The organism is Streptococcus sp. 27098_8_23 (assembly GCF_041432195.1).
Lineage (GTDB): Bacteria > Bacillota > Bacilli > Lactobacillales > Streptococcaceae > Streptococcus.
On the sequence record NZ_JAPVZF010000011.1, the window covers coordinates 1 to 14,150 of the forward strand.

Below are 14,150 nucleotides of genomic sequence, written 5' to 3' on the forward strand. Positions count from 1 at the left end.
CAAACCAACCTTCGTGCTCAACTCTACTCGAACTTCAAGCACCAGTTGAGCCTGCCACAAAATGAGGCAGGTGAAGTACGGGCCATCGTGGGCTCTACGCCACTTGCCATGACCATGGAAGATATCAAGGGACGTGCCCTTATGAAGCGGGAAGAGGTGGATGTGATCCAGTTGGCACTCCCAGTTTATGGAGCCAATGACACCCAAGTCCTCAATAACCTGCGCCAAGCAGTCGCTTCCCTCCAAGAAGCCTGGACCGGACAGCGCCCAAGTGCCATCCCGATGGTGCCAGAGGAGTTGACGATGGAAGAATTTTTGAATTTGCCTGATGTACAAGAGGCTATTGAGAATGATCAGATTCCTATCGGTTTGGAACTAGAAATGGTTGGAAGTGTCAATATCTCTCTTAGCAAATTTAAACACATGGCTTATGTATCAAATGCAGAAGATGCTTTTGATAATATAACGCATCATTTATTAAAAACTATTCTTAGAATGCCTAACGTTCATATGATGTTGATTGATGCTTTCCAAGAATATGAAGCATATAATGACCAGGTGAAAACCTATGTTGGAAGCAAAAAGGAACTATCGGATATAGGAAATCAGCTAATCTATGAAATAGAACGCCGTCTTGAAAAAGGCATATCATCTGAGTGGATCATTTTTATACCTAATATGAGAGCACTAGTATCCGAAAGCGATTTAAATGATCAACAGCTTCAATTTATGTTTGAGAATGGGTATCGAGTAGGGATGAGGTTTATTATTGGTACTGATTATACTTATATTGGGACAAGCATCGACCCAATTCCTAGATACCTCAAAACAAATGTCCAATGGGTCATCTTTGGTATGCGCCTAATGGATCAAACCTTCTTAGATAAAGGAATGTATAACAGAGATGTGGCTCCAGATCTCGATCAGGTTTATTTACATTCTCGGAAAGAAGTCATCAAACTCAAAATTAGTAAGAATAAGTAAAACTATTTTTTGATACTCAAGATTCAACCCGGTCTTTTGACGATTTAATAGTAGAAAGGATAATTGAAAAGGTTATTGAACATGGGACAAGTAAAAAGTGAAAAAGGCAAGGCAAGTACTATTGCAACTGGAATTGTATCAGCAAGCAATAGCATTACAACTGCCGGTACAGTTACTAGAGATAAGACAAGCTCTTATACCGCTAATACGGTAGGAAGAAGATTGATTATAAATGAGGCATCTATTGCTAAAAATATTCAATCGAAAATAAGTGAATTCGTAAAACTAATTCATAGTGTCGCAAATGAATTTGAAGTAGTAGATGAGAATATAAGTACAATGTGGCAGAATACTCCAAATAATGGGACAACCAGTCTACCTTCTCCATACTCAAATCCGTCATTTGTTCCTCAAAATAATTTATTTAAGGAGTGAGGATGGAGAAAAGAAAATTAGAAGATATTCAATGTAGTGTTCAACAGATTCAAACAAATTTATCCAAGCTAGAAGAAGAAAGAAATCAGTTTCTTTCCGTTGCGACGGAGATTACAGATCTTTGCCAATCGAACTTCATCCCATATAGAGAATTAGGCTATTATCCGTTATCAGTGAAAGATGAGATGGATCGCCTTGAAAATATAGAAAAGTTAAAAAGGAATGAACAGCTACTTGATGATTTTATCACCGAGAGGAAAGAAGAATTAAAAAAAGCAATGAGTAAACTAGAGGGCGAAAAAGAGGAACTTCTTTTCCAACAACGCCGTCTTGAATCGCAAAAGGAGGGGAAAAATGGGTATTAAAGTAGACATAGGATCAGCAGACTCGCAGGGTAGCACAGCGAATACGGTATTAAGTAGCCGTGCGAATTATTATGACGCGGTCATTACTGCCTTTAATAAATTGATTTCAGAGGAAGAATTGAAAGGGAAAGCCTATGATAGTGCTAAGTCCTATGCGGAAAATATAATGGTTCCTCTAGTGAGAGGAGTTATCCTCTTTTCAGAGAGCCTGGGAGGAAAAGCGAGTGAACTACCGACTCTTTACCATTCACAAGTCGGTGAAGAAAGTCTAGATGAGGAGACACTTCAAAAGCAAATTGAAGCGGAAAATACAACTATTTCGACTCAAGAAGCTATTTTGAACAGTTTATCTGATTTAAAGAACATCGATTCTACTTATAAAAGTAATGTTCAAGAAATTATCTCAAATGCAACGAGTAAGCGAGATGAGTTACAAAAAAAATTAGATAAATTGCAGTCATTTGCGAGCTCGACTAGTGGCCAGTTTTCGGATTCAGAAAGTTTACAGAGCTTAGTTTTTCAAGGTTTCGAACAAGTCACAGGTGACTTTGGAAAGTTTGATGGAACTTTTAAAATAGAGGGACAAGCCCCTTGGGCTAATAATATTAATAATGAGTGGAAGAAGCGTTCTGAGGTAATTCAAAATTATCAAAATGTTGTAGATAAAATTAAAAATGAAACTGAATTAGATGAGAATGATATAAAGGCAATTGCAGAGTATGGGAAACGGTATCCTGGTAAAGAGTTACCAGAGAATGTTAAAGATGCTGTACGAAAATATGTCGAGAGTAAAGTTAATAAAAATGTTGACCTAAACGGTCTAGGGGAGTTTCTTGAAACTATCCGAGATACGTCTCTGGAAGAAATTGCTAAAAAAACAATTTCTAAGTTAAGCTCAAAGAATCCTAAACTATCAGAATATTTTAAGTATTTTACTACTACTGATAAGTTTGGTAATATAAACGTTACCTACTCTGCAGATAGTAAAGGATTTTCAGATGCTTTATTCAAATCAAATGCTGTGAATCTACTTAAGCAATTGACAACTTCAGAAATTAATATCCCTATACCAGGAACCAATTCTTCTCTTGGGATTTCAGGGATTAGTTCGATATTTATGGGGATGGACTTTTTGAACAACCTACAAAATGAGAATGCTGGACGCGCCTTTACACATACGGCTACTAATGTTATGACAACAGCTGTTGTGGTGGAAACTTTAACTGTAGGAACAGCAGTTGTAGCGGATGCAGTTGGTATGACAACAGTAGCAGCGGCAGTCGTAAGCAATCCTATTGGTTGGGCAATTGGAGTAGGTATATTAGCAAGTGTTGTTGCAAATGTAGCATATGAGAATAACTTCTTGGGGATTAAAACTATAGCAAACGAGATGGGCGACAATCTGGATAAGAGTATTAAGGAAATTGGAAGCAACATTGATTCAGGTATCAAGGAAGTTGGAAATGCTATCGATTCAGGTATTAAATCAATTCAGAAAGTGTTTGGGTGGTAAATGTGGAATTAAAATTTAAAGAAACAAATAAAACTTTTCATAAAATTGTAGAATTTAAAGGTGAAAAATATCTTTTGGATATGACTAGCATTAGTCCTAAAACTTATTTCTGGGGTTATCTTCCTAGTGAAATCACAGCTAAATGCTTAAAGTTAGATAAAAGAGATACGCGTTTTGAAAGTGTGGCTCCAACTATGACTAAATCGATTGGTATTGGAATAGGTGTAGCAATAGGGGGAGCTTGTTATGGGATTGTTACGAATGCTTTTAAGAGTTATGACATTAGCCATAATATTTCTTTTAAATTAGGTTTATTTGTCCTCTTTATAGCCCTGGCTTATCTTACTTTCAGGTTCATTGCTTTTGTAGTTCGTCATAATCTTCAACAAAAACTTTCAAGTAAAGAAACGAAGTATCAAATAGTTTTCAAATTAGCAAGACCACAACGTCAGTTAAAACTGTATAAACTTCTGCCTATTCTTTTCGTTATGGTTATAGGATGTTTGGGGTTTTATATATTTACTGATAATGGGACAGAGGCCTCTATCCTTATCATTAACAGTATTTTATTTTTGGGTTTCTTTACGGTTATCTTAGGTATGTTACCACTCCGAGAAAGTTACGAAAAGCAAGAGATTATTTTTGATGGAATAGAGAAGTTATAACTTATAATAACTTTTTGGAGATTAAAACTATAGCAAATGAGATGGGCGACAATCTTGAAAAAAGTGTTAAGGAAATAGGGAGCAACATTGCTTCAGGTATTAAATCAATTCAGAAAGTGTTTGGGTGGTAATTTTGAAAATTAATTTTAGAGGATTAGATGTTGCTTATTTTGATGTGTTAGAGATGGGAGAGAAAAAGTACGTTCTTGATTCCAACTCCACAACACCAAAGAGTTATTATTGGGGATTTTCCCCTGAAACTCTTGAAGTTGATTTGATAGAACTTGATAGTCAGAATAAAAATTTTGATAAAAAAATTAAAATGGGTCCTTCAGGAATGCGTATGGTATCTATTGGTTTTGGTCTTCTTTCGTATGAAGTAGTAACATCAATTTTTAGATATTATGATATTAGTCATTATCTGTATTTAAAAGTATCTTTATTTCTTATATCTATTTTGGTAGCCTATATTGTCTATCAAGGTATTTTAATCAAATCAAGGAAGGAGATTTCAAGTCGTTTATCGCAGGAAAAGAAGAGGTTTAAAATAGTCTTTCAGAATAATAAGAAAAAAAGACAATTCCATGCCTATCTATTTCTCATTTTACATACAATTGCTTTCTCTATTTATATGGGACAAGATAATGGAACAGAAGCTGCAATTTTAGTGTTGAATGGTTTGTTGGCATATCTATTCATTTGGATTGAATCTGGCGTTATTCCATTGACTTATGCTTATCAAAAGAAATACCTAGAATTTAAAGAACTGAAAAAGCTATAATGTAACTTATAACGAAATTCAGAAAGTGTTTGGGTGGCAGGAGTACAAAATGGAGATAAATTTTAGAAATTCTAACATTGGTTGTTATCAAATAGTTGAAATAGATGGGCATTCTCAGAAATATATTATGGATACTAGCACTCTGACACCTAAGAGATACTGTTGGGGTTTATTACCCCAAAATATCACTGTTGATATGACGGAACTGGATAAGAAAAATGCTAGTTTTGAAACAAAATCAAAAACACTATTTGGAACTAGCACTATAGCTATAATGGTCCAACCGATTGTAAAAATTGGATACGATATGTTAAGAAATTTATTTGTAAATTATGAGATAAGTCAACAAATATTCTTAAAGATAGTTTTATATTTTATTTCTATGTTGATTTCTTATCTTATTATTTGGAATTCTCTGCGAAAAGCTCATAAAATTGCAGCTGAACGGTTGCCTAAGGAAAGTAAGAAAGTTAGATTGACACTTCGAACGACTAAAAGAAGAGAGTTAACAGGGTATATATTTCTTTTCCTAAACTTAGCATGCTTACTTTTCTTTTTAATGTTAAACAATGGTGAAGAGGGAGCAATTTTAGTAATTAATGGTATAATTTCATTAGCCTTATACTTGAGCGTTTGGACGATGCCCCCAATAAGCTTTTCTTATAGAAATAAATTTTTGACATTTGAAAAAATTGAAGAATTGTAATAATGATAAAGCAGTCTCTATACTGAGCTTTCGATGGATTTGATATTGGTTTACAAAAATATTGAATTACCGTTATTGTTTTTGGAGAAAAATTTTGGAATTAAAATTTAAATATTCGAATATAGCAGTTTTTAGAATCGTTGAGTTTAAGAATAAAAGTTATATCTTAGATCCTACCACTATAAAAGGCAAATCCTATTTCTTCGGTTCACTTCCGAAAGAGGTTACCGCTGAAATGGTTGAGCTATCTCCATCTAATGATAGTTTTAGAATAAAATCGAAGACACCAATAGGCGCATCTACTGCTCTAGTTATCATGATTCAGCCACTTGTTGGCATCTCTCATACGCTGATGAAAGATGCCTTTATTAGCTGGGGAATCAATCATCAAATTTTAATGAAAGTAGTGTTATTTGCTTTCTCTGTATTTTTGTCTTATCTTATGGCTGTCTTTTATGAAAAAAGTGCGGTAAGAAAGTTTGAATCAAGAGTTCCCCAAAACAGTAAACGCTGTCGACTTGTTTTTGAACCCAAAGGGAAACGAATGATTGATTGGTGGTATATTACTCTTGGAATTAATACGGTTTGTTTAGCATTTTTTATAGGACTTGATAGTGGTTATGAAAGTGCTATATTGGTTATAAATGGCATAATTTCATGGTGGTTTTTTGTAATACTGAGAATGCCACAAATCCCAGAGTATTATAAGACACTAACATTAACTGAAATTGAAGAGCTATAAATACAGAACGTTGAGAAGCTAGAAATGACATTGATTCAGGTATTAAATCCATTCAGAAAGTGTTTGGGTGTTGAATGATGCATTTGAAGTTTAAGAATGCTAATACGATGGTGTATAGCATTGTAGAAATAAAGAAATTATAAATTGAAAGGAAAACAAGAAAATGTCTATTTTGCCAATTGGAACAATTGTTTATTTAAAAGAGGGGAGTCAAAAATTAATGATTCTCAATCGTGGGGTTACTATAGAACAGAATGGTGAAAATGTTTTGTTTGACTATTCTGCTGCTTTTTATCCAATGGGACTAAACCCAGAACAGTTGTTTTACTTCAATCGTGATGATGTAGATAAAGTAGTTTATAAAGGCTATAGTGATGAAGAAGAAGAACGGTTCGCCGAAATTTATCAACGTTGGCTTGATGAAAATGCAACAACAATTAAAAAGGGTGTAACAAAATAATGTGCATCTGTAAAGATTATTGCAAAATATCACAATACTTTAAATAGAAATCAAAAACGAGGAGCTACTTTGACATTAAAGAAACTCCTCGTTTTTTTAGTTATTTTCCCATCATACATCTAAGTCCGTATGACTATAAGCCAAAATTTATGATACCAAAATATAGCTTTGTTCCTATAGGATAGGAAGGAGCTGTTTTTATATTGTGGTATAATAAACCAAGACATTTTTTACTTTTCTCTTCTTATTACGGTATCTCTCATGTGGTATAATGGGATAAGGATTGTTCCTCGTTTCAGACGAGTTTATGGATTTCAGGATAAGTTAGCAGGTGAGAAGAGTATTTCTGTCAGCCTCCTATACACCTGTTAACAGCTATCCACGATAAAAGGAGATTGTAGCTTGGTTTTATTAGTATTAGGGATTTTGGTTTTGCTCATTCTAATCTTAAAAAGGAAACAGAAAACTGGTAAAAAAACTGAAGGGAATTCCAAGAAAAGAAATTGGCTATTAATAGGTTGCTTATCCATAGTGATCCCAATGGTAATCTTCACAGTGTTCAGTCCAATTTTTGCTCTAATGGATATGTGGGGGCTGTTTGCCCATGCAAGTCGAACTGAGATTGAGCAAGCTGTGCATCGTTCTTATCAAAATTACGGTCTTACAGGACAGTTTGAGTTAGAAAAATACGAGAAAAACTATACAAGTGTGGGAGGATTTATAATCCACGGTACCTATAGTGAAAATATAGCCGGAAAAACCTATCAGGTTAAAACTCGATTTAAATACTATACTCGCTTTTCGGAAAATGAAACATATAGAAAGACAGATGCAGAGGTTGATTACAAAAATGGTAAAAAAATTTATGATGTTTTCCCAGAATTAGCCTATTTAGGGATTGAGGTTAGTCCAGGCACCAGCGAATTTCTAAAAACACTGGACAGTTCAATCAAAGATCCTAAACTGCCTGATTTGAAGTATCAAGGTATTGGTTTTGAATTTAATAACCAATCTGATAATATCTATCTTTATAATGAAATATTAGAGGAAAATCAAAGCAAGGGCCAAGCTCTGCAAGGAATGTATCCAATGGATGCTCAATATCTTTTCCAAAAAGAGATTTTTATACCGACATTTGAATTTCAATATTTCGTTCCGAAGGAAAAAAGAGATCTCTTGTATGATGACTATCTTAAAGAGCTTGAGACGCTCATGAAGGATTTTTTTGCCAACCAACCCTTACCAAGGGGTCTTTATGCTGTCAAAATTGCTAAGTATGAAGAGGATAAACTTGTCAGTGATAATGGTGTATACTATGTGAGGATTGAAAATCGTCAAGTTGTAAAGCTGTTGCAAAAATTAGAGTAGGAGTTGCTAGGTCTAGGTCAGTTTTTTGTGAAAGAGGCATTTTTGATTTACAAATTTCAACAAGACATTAGCTAGCCTTGTTTCTGCAGCTCTTTCAGTTTATTCTTCCACCTGAATGATGTTCAGGTGGGTTTCTTTTGTTTTTCTCGTCTTCTCACGATATCACGCATATGGTATAATGGAGAAGGACATTTTCTTTTTATTTCTAGAAATACGTATATTTTTTGAAAAAGCACAAATGCTTTCAACAGTAGAAAGTATTTGAGGGATAATCAACGTTGGGAGGCTTTGCAATGAAATTTTCGAAAAAAGCGGTATTTATTGTCATGTTGGTGGGAGTTCTCTTACTTACGCCTTACCTGGGTTATAAATACTATGTGAATAAATATGTTGACCCATACTCTACTTTTTTGTTAAAGAGAAAGATAGTGGATTACAAATATATCGAGGATGGGAAAGCCTTGGCGATTAAGTGGGACTATGATAATCCATTAGACTATTGGCTTACATCACAATCTACCTATGTTTATTGGGTTAGTCCCGTTGCCAGCCAAAATAAGATTGTTCAGGAATACAAAAGATTGGCGATATCGTCTATGTATCGAAATGAGCCTATTGATGATGAATATTGGAAGATTACCGTCTATGATATAAAGACGAAGGACTTCCCTTCCAAAGACTACGATGTTTTTAAAATGACTCGAGATTATGATTCAGACTATATTCCTACAGGGATTGACTCTGTAATCTATATCAGTGAGGGGAGAGAATTGTTAGACATTTATTTAAAAAATGCCAAAAATGGTTCTCTTTCTACCAAGTCTATTGATTTGGATGAGGGGAAGATTGTGGAATTAGGTGAAGGGAAAAATTATATACAATATGCTAAGGCAACAAGTTTTGCCACTTTACTACCAGAGTCTGAAAACTATTTTATGTATAATTGGGAAATCGGAATCTCAAAAGAAGGAAAGTTGGATAAAGATGCCCTTATTCGTCAAAAGTATCCCGAAGCAGCAAAGCTTTTGGAAGATAATAACGGATCAATTGTAGTCTTGGCAGATAAGCCAAGTATTGAAAACAATATGCCAATTTATCAGCTCTTGTATAAGGAAGGAACGAATCTATTTGAAAATGTGAAAATTCCTGCGGAAAACTCAGTAGATGGACAGGAACATATTGTCAACAGTCAGGAAGAGTTTATTAGATACTATCGTAATAAGGAAAAAGGGGACCCTAATCAAAGGTAGTCAAACTCTATCTAACAATATTTTAACTAAGAAGAGAAGGGGAGTTTTGTAATGATTAGTTTAGAGCTGTTGTCTGAAGAAAATAGTCTAGACGTTTATTCTTTTGAAAAAGAAAATCGAGAGTATTTTGAGCGAAATTTACCTCCTAGACCAGCTAACTATTTTGATTTAGAAGGTTTTAAAGAAATCACGAGGGAATTGTTAACGGAACAAAGGAATCGGGATGTCTACATGCATCTTATCAGAGATTCGCAAGGTGTTATGGTCGGAAGAATCAATTTAAGTGTCTTAGAGAATGATCGAAAAACAGCAGAACTTGGGTATAGGATTGGGGAAAATGTTAGCAACCTAGGTTATGCTAGCGAAGCGGTTAAACTCGTTTTAGACAAGGCCTTTACGACTTATGGTTTCAATAGAATCATTGCAGGAACAGCAACGGGTAATCTAGCCTCTCAGAGGGTGCTTATAAAAAATGGCTTCACCTTTAGTAGAATGATAGAAAATGACTTACACATTCATAATGAGTGGGTTCATACAGCAGTATTTGAGATAAGGAGGCCATAATATCATTATTTCCAGTCCACTGACAAGGTTAATGGAGTCATCAATCTTTACAGACATTCAAGAATGTTTTCTTGGATGTCTTTTTTGTTCAGAATAGATAAGTGGTGCTGTTTAAACTTGATTTTCCCAGTGGACAATTGTTCACTTTTTTTATATAATAAAACTAAACTAAATTGGTTGAGTTTTGAAAAATGTAAGCTCAATCATCAATTGATCTTTCTAAGGGAGATATTCTCAATAAAGCATCGCACTAGGGGGTGAATCATGTACCAACCAGAAAAACTCAAGGCTCGGAGAAAAGAGTTAAAATTGACACAGAAGGAAATTGCAGAGGAATTGGGGATTAGTTTTCAGGCTTACTCGGCTTGGGAACGTGGAATTAAGGAACCATCCAAGGAGAAGGTTGCTCAGCTAGAAAATATTTTAAAGGTGGCAAAGGGATATTTCACCCAAATTGAGATTGTCCGTCTCTACAATAGTCTCTCCAAACAAGGGAAGGAAAAGGTTGTTCTCTATGCTCGCAACCTAGCTCAAGAGGAACAAGCCCAGAAGGTTGCGGATATGTCAAAACGACTCTACGAATATCGTGTCTATGAACGCATGTCAGCAGGGATCGGGGCATCAGTCTACGGTGACCAGAATTTTGATACGGTTTACTTTAATGAGGAACTAGCCCATGATTTTGCATCTTGGGTATCTGGGGACTCTATGGAACCTAAATATCAAAATGGTTCAGTGGCTTTGATTCGAGAGACTGGATTTGATTATGATGGGGCGGTTTATGCAGTGGTTTGCAACAACCAGACCTATATCAAACGGGTTTATCGGGAGGAAGATGGCTTGCGTCTGGTCTCTATCAATCCTAAATACAAGGACATTTTCATTTCCTATGAGGAAGATCCTCGTATTGTAGGGATTATAGTTGGGAACTTTGTGCCAATGGAGGGCTAGCCTATGGGCTACTTTGATTATTCCAGAGAGCCCAAAAGTGATATTGCCTTTGTCGATATGAAATCCTTTTATGCCAGTGTCGAGTGTGTGAAAAGGGGTTTGCATCCGCTGAAGACCTCGCTTTGTGTCATGAGTCGCGCGGATAATTCGACTGGTCTTATTCTAGCCTCCTCTCCCATGTTTAAGAAGATTTTTGGCAAGTCCAATGTTGGTCGGGCCTATGATCTGCCCTTTGATATCAAGACCCGCAAATTTTCCTACTATAACGCCAGAAAGCAAGGATTGCCTACAGATTCAGACTATGTGCGTTACATCGAAGATTGGGCACAAGTCACCTTGATTGTGCCACCTCGGATGGACGAGTATATAGCAGTCAATATGGAAATCCAGCGAATCTTTCAAAACTATGGGAGTCCAGAGGATATTTATCCTTACTCTATCGATGAGGGTTTTATTGACCTGACTAGTTCGCTCAACTATTTCATCCCAGACAAGAATCTCTCTCGCAAAGACAAGCTGGATATGCTTTCTGCTCGTATTCAGAGGGATATTTGGAGGCAGACAGGGATCTACTCTACGGTGGGTATGTCCAATGCCAATCCCTTACTTGCCAAGTTGGCTCTGGATAATGAGGCCAAGCATACCCCGACCATGAGGGCCAACTGGTCTTACCAGGATGTGGAAGAGAAGGTCTGGGCCATTTCCAAGATGACGGATTTTTGGGGGATTGGCAGGCGGATGGAGAAACGCTTGCATTCTCTGGGGATTTTTTCGATTAAAGAACTAGCCACCAGCAACCCAGACCAGCTAAAGAAAGCTCTGGGTCAGGCTGGCCTGCGTTTGTGGTTTCATGCTAATGGGATTGATGAGAGCAATGTTCACAGGCCCTATAAAGCCAAGTCCCAGGGATTAGGCAATTCTCAAATCTTGCCGAGAGACTACGTGAAGCTACGGGATATTGAAATTATTCTCCGAGAAATGGCAGAGCAGGTGGCTATTAGATTGAGAAGGGCGGGAAAGAAAACAACCCTTGTCTCTCTCTATGTTGGTTTCTCTAAACAGGAAGTCAGGCCGTCTATTCATACACAAATGAAGGTTGAACCGACCAATAATACAGCTATCTTAACGGATTATGTTTTGAAGCTATTTCATAATAAATACACTTCTGGAGCGGTCAGAAGTGTCGGAGTCAACTATTCAGGATTTGTGGACGAGTCCTTTGGCTTAATCTCTCTCTTTGATGATGTTGACAAGTTAGAAAAAGAAGAAAGGCTCCAGACAGCCATTGACTCCATTCGGGAACAATTTGGTTTTACCTCCCTCTTAAAGGCCAACGCACTGGAAGAAGCCTCTAGGAGTCTTGCTAGAAGCAAGCTGATTGGGGGGCATTCTGCTGGAGGATTAGATGGACTAAAATGATTGATCGTTCTTATTTACCCTTTAAATCTGCGCGTGACTATCAAGATCCAGGGATGCAGAAGTGGATGGGCTTTTTCCTCTCAGAGCATACTAGTTCACTCGGTGAAGAAAGAAATCGGGTTGCTTTTTCGACGAGTTTGAATCCCGTTAAGAAGTTGATCTTGCTTTCACAGCTTTATGTCGGGCAACTGAAGGGATGCTTTGTGGTCAAGGAAAAGAAACAAAAAACGACTATTGTCGGCAAGGTAAGCGAATTATCACCTCAAACTCTATCTATTAGGACCAATGAGGGCTATAGACTGATAGAGATTGTAGATGTCCTCGAAATTCGACTGTGGGAGGAGGGAGTTTATGACTAGAAAAGAGTTGTATGAAAACAAACTGCAGATGGATTATTTTTCTGATGCCTATATTCGTTTTGAAGAGGATTTTCAAAAATACTCTGCTATGAATGTACCACTGACTTTTTTGATCGATGATATCCTACGCACCATGGCGATGAATCAGAAAAGCTACTTTGTCTTAAACAAGGAAAATGCCAAGGATGGGCGGGAGCATCGCTTTTATTTTAGGGTGGTGACGGAAAAAGAGTGTCCCAGAAATCGAACCTATGCATATGCTGGACTCAAAAATAGTAGTCAGTGACTAGGTGTGGAAGAGGAAAGTCTGATTTAGGAAAGATGGCTTGTGAGCGTCAGAAAATCTCATGGTATTGGAATTCGAAACACCATCTTTTATCTGTGGAGTTCTTGCAGAAACTTATGATGGTAATTCTGATGAGATAAGACAAGGGGCACTCTCTTTTTTGGATGAGCGTTTATTTGAAAACGTGGTTGGATTTGAGAACAGCTATCTTCAATGATCATCTTACTTTATAGAGTCATACCAAAACATCCATGTACATTTGTGGATGTTTTTTAATTTTACAGATAGAAAAAGAGAAGACCAAATGGTCTTCTCAACGGGGGAACTGAGTCATTAGAAAGAATCAATCAAAGAGGGTTATTAGTCTTTGAAATTCTTTTGGAAAATGAGGAGAGACAAGATAGAAGTAATGGCTGCCAAGAAGAGGAAGGCAGTTGCTTCTTGTTCCCCAGTTGCAGGGAGTAGTCTTTCCTTGTCTTCTTTGATTGTAGCTGTAACAGGAGCTTTTTCATCTTTTGATGATGAATTATCTGTTACGGCTGGAGCAGGTTTTTCAGTCTCTCTTGGTAGAACATACTCAGGAAGAGTCACAACTGGTGGCGCTTCTGTTCCAACTGAGCTTTGTTTGCTACCTACCTCAATCACTCGATCTTGAGCTGGAGTTGCTTCTGTTTGGAGAACCTTGCGATTGTCACCGTCTACTTCAACATACTCGACTAAGAGACCGTCTTTCCCTTCTGATAGAACTTGCTCTTTTCCTTTGTCTAATTGTGGGTTTTCGCGACGAATAGTCTTGAACGGTACGACCTTATTGACGATTTCCAAGCTTGGAAGTGTAAAGACAAGGTCTTTAACCCCTTCCTCAGGACTTGAAGAAGTAATTGGTTTCTCAGGCTGAGCCGGTTTTTCCGGTTGCGCTGGAGTTTCCGGTTGAGCAGGTTTCTCAGGTTGCGCTGGAGTTTCCGGTTGAACTGGTTTTTCCGGTTGAACTGGTTTTTCCGGTTGCGCTGGATTTTCAGGCTGAACTGGTTTTTCCGGTTGAACTGGCTTTTCAGGCTGAGCCGGAGTTTCAGGCTGAGCCGGTTGTTCAGGTTGAGCAGGTTTCTCAGGCTGAGCCGGTTTTTCCGATTGCGCTGGAGTTTCCGGTTGAGTTGGTTGTTCCGGTTGAGCTGGCTTTTCAGGCTGAGCCGGAGTTTCCGGTTGAGTTGGTTTTTCAGGCTGAGCTGGTTTCTCAGGTTGAGCAGGTTTCTCAGGCTGAGCCGGTTTCTCAGGTTGAGTCGGATTTTCAGGCTGAACTGGTTT

General features: G+C 37.2%; 17 protein-coding genes and 1 pseudogene. 17 read left to right on the forward strand and 1 reads right to left on the reverse strand.

Annotation, left to right across the window (positions count from 1 at the left end; genetic code table 11):
* The 17 genes and pseudogenes from O3652_RS09990 to O3652_RS10070 form a co-directional block, all read left to right on the forward strand.
* Positions 1-984: pseudogene (locus O3652_RS09990) on the forward strand (type VII secretion protein EssC); the annotation flags it as partial.
* An 81-nt stretch (positions 985-1,065) separates the two neighbouring features.
* Complete coding sequence (locus tag O3652_RS09995) at positions 1,066-1,419, forward strand: TIGR04197 family type VII secretion effector (RefSeq protein ID WP_125413331.1); 354 nt, start codon at positions 1,066-1,068, stop codon at positions 1,417-1,419.
* 2 nt (positions 1,420-1,421) lie between these two features.
* Positions 1,422-1,784, forward strand: coding sequence for a hypothetical protein (locus O3652_RS10000; RefSeq protein ID WP_000415472.1), 363 nt, complete (start codon positions 1,422-1,424; stop codon positions 1,782-1,784).
* Complete coding sequence (locus O3652_RS10005; protein ID WP_125413330.1) at positions 1,774-3,297, forward strand: T7SS effector LXG polymorphic toxin; 1,524 nt, start codon at positions 1,774-1,776, stop codon at positions 3,295-3,297. Before O3652_RS10000 ends, O3652_RS10005 begins: the two co-directional genes overlap by 11 nt.
* A gap of 2 nt (positions 3,298-3,299) precedes the next feature.
* Positions 3,300-3,962, forward strand: a complete 663-nt coding sequence (locus O3652_RS10010; protein ID WP_125413329.1) for a DUF443 family protein — start codon at positions 3,300-3,302, stop codon at positions 3,960-3,962.
* 124 nt (positions 3,963-4,086) lie between these two features.
* Positions 4,087-4,743, forward strand: coding sequence for a DUF443 family protein (locus O3652_RS10015; RefSeq protein ID WP_125413328.1), 657 nt, complete (start codon positions 4,087-4,089; stop codon positions 4,741-4,743).
* 49 nt (positions 4,744-4,792) lie between these two features.
* A complete protein-coding gene (locus tag O3652_RS10020; RefSeq protein ID WP_125413327.1) occupies positions 4,793-5,449 on the forward strand; it encodes a DUF443 family protein in 657 nt (218 codons plus the stop codon).
* Positions 5,450-5,543: 94 nt separating this feature from the next.
* A complete protein-coding gene (locus tag O3652_RS10025; RefSeq protein WP_371590409.1) occupies positions 5,544-6,191 on the forward strand; it encodes a DUF443 family protein in 648 nt (215 codons plus the stop codon).
* Between the two features lie 163 nt (positions 6,192-6,354).
* A complete protein-coding gene (locus tag O3652_RS10030; RefSeq protein ID WP_000025675.1) occupies positions 6,355-6,651 on the forward strand; it encodes a DUF4176 domain-containing protein in 297 nt (98 codons plus the stop codon).
* Positions 6,652-7,053: 402 nt separating this feature from the next.
* Positions 7,054-8,019: a hypothetical protein gene (locus O3652_RS10035; protein ID WP_371590410.1), complete on the forward strand. Its 966-nt coding sequence runs from the start codon at positions 7,054-7,056 to the stop codon at positions 8,017-8,019.
* 293 nt (positions 8,020-8,312) lie between these two features.
* Positions 8,313-9,269, forward strand: coding sequence for a hypothetical protein (locus tag O3652_RS10040; protein WP_125413325.1), 957 nt, complete (start codon positions 8,313-8,315; stop codon positions 9,267-9,269).
* 51 nt (positions 9,270-9,320) lie between these two features.
* Positions 9,321-9,833 carry a GNAT family N-acetyltransferase gene (locus O3652_RS10045; protein ID WP_125413324.1) on the forward strand — a complete coding sequence of 171 codons (513 nt, stop codon included), beginning with the start codon at positions 9,321-9,323 and terminating at the stop codon, positions 9,831-9,833.
* 264 nt (positions 9,834-10,097) lie between these two features.
* The gene (locus O3652_RS10050; protein WP_125413323.1) at positions 10,098-10,784 is read left to right on the forward strand and encodes an XRE family transcriptional regulator; all 687 of its coding nucleotides are present in this window, start codon (positions 10,098-10,100) and stop codon (positions 10,782-10,784) included.
* Positions 10,785-10,787: 3 nt separating this feature from the next.
* Entirely contained in the window at positions 10,788-12,203 is a 1,416-nt protein-coding gene (locus O3652_RS10055; RefSeq protein ID WP_125413322.1) for a Y-family DNA polymerase, read from the forward strand.
* Positions 12,200-12,562 carry a hypothetical protein gene (locus tag O3652_RS10060; protein WP_125413321.1) on the forward strand — a complete coding sequence of 121 codons (363 nt, stop codon included), beginning with the start codon at positions 12,200-12,202 and terminating at the stop codon, positions 12,560-12,562. Before O3652_RS10055 ends, O3652_RS10060 begins: the two co-directional genes overlap by 4 nt.
* The gene (locus tag O3652_RS10065; RefSeq protein ID WP_125413320.1) at positions 12,555-12,848 is read left to right on the forward strand and encodes a DUF5960 family protein; all 294 of its coding nucleotides are present in this window, start codon (positions 12,555-12,557) and stop codon (positions 12,846-12,848) included. The genes O3652_RS10060 and O3652_RS10065 overlap by 8 nt, the downstream gene beginning before the upstream one ends.
* Before the next feature lie 61 nt (positions 12,849-12,909).
* Positions 12,910-13,065, forward strand: a complete 156-nt coding sequence (locus O3652_RS10070; RefSeq protein WP_125413319.1) for an ADP-ribosylation/crystallin J1 — start codon at positions 12,910-12,912, stop codon at positions 13,063-13,065.
* Positions 13,066-13,208: 143 nt separating this feature from the next.
* Here O3652_RS10070 and O3652_RS10075 read toward each other — a convergent pair.
* Positions 13,209-14,150: G5 domain-containing protein (locus tag O3652_RS10075; RefSeq protein WP_371590411.1), on the reverse strand; the 942-nt coding region annotated here is incomplete at its 5' end.

What these genes read in the sequence shown, in the direction of transcription:
- O3652_RS10060 (WP_125413321.1), top strand. Translation starts at nt 12,200, where the DNA reads ATGATTGATCGTTCTTATTTACCCTTTAAATCTGCGCGTGACTATCAA.
- O3652_RS10030 (WP_000025675.1), top strand. Translation starts at nt 6,355, where the DNA reads ATGTCTATTTTGCCAATTGGAACAATTGTTTATTTAAAAGAGGGGAGT.
- O3652_RS10055 (WP_125413322.1), top strand. Translation starts at nt 10,788, where the DNA reads ATGGGCTACTTTGATTATTCCAGAGAGCCCAAAAGTGATATTGCCTTT.
- O3652_RS10045 (WP_125413324.1), top strand. Translation starts at nt 9,321, where the DNA reads ATGATTAGTTTAGAGCTGTTGTCTGAAGAAAATAGTCTAGACGTTTAT.
- O3652_RS10050 (WP_125413323.1), top strand. Translation starts at nt 10,098, where the DNA reads ATGTACCAACCAGAAAAACTCAAGGCTCGGAGAAAAGAGTTAAAATTG.
- O3652_RS10040 (WP_125413325.1), top strand. Translation starts at nt 8,313, where the DNA reads ATGAAATTTTCGAAAAAAGCGGTATTTATTGTCATGTTGGTGGGAGTT.
- O3652_RS10000 (WP_000415472.1), top strand. Translation starts at nt 1,422, where the DNA reads ATGGAGAAAAGAAAATTAGAAGATATTCAATGTAGTGTTCAACAGATT.
- O3652_RS10065 (WP_125413320.1), top strand. Translation starts at nt 12,555, where the DNA reads ATGACTAGAAAAGAGTTGTATGAAAACAAACTGCAGATGGATTATTTT.
- O3652_RS09995 (WP_125413331.1), top strand. Translation starts at nt 1,066, where the DNA reads ATGGGACAAGTAAAAAGTGAAAAAGGCAAGGCAAGTACTATTGCAACT.
- O3652_RS10005 (WP_125413330.1), top strand. Translation starts at nt 1,774, where the DNA reads ATGGGTATTAAAGTAGACATAGGATCAGCAGACTCGCAGGGTAGCACA.
- O3652_RS10070 (WP_125413319.1), top strand. Translation starts at nt 12,910, where the DNA reads ATGGTATTGGAATTCGAAACACCATCTTTTATCTGTGGAGTTCTTGCA.
- O3652_RS10020 (WP_125413327.1), top strand. Translation starts at nt 4,793, where the DNA reads ATGGAGATAAATTTTAGAAATTCTAACATTGGTTGTTATCAAATAGTT.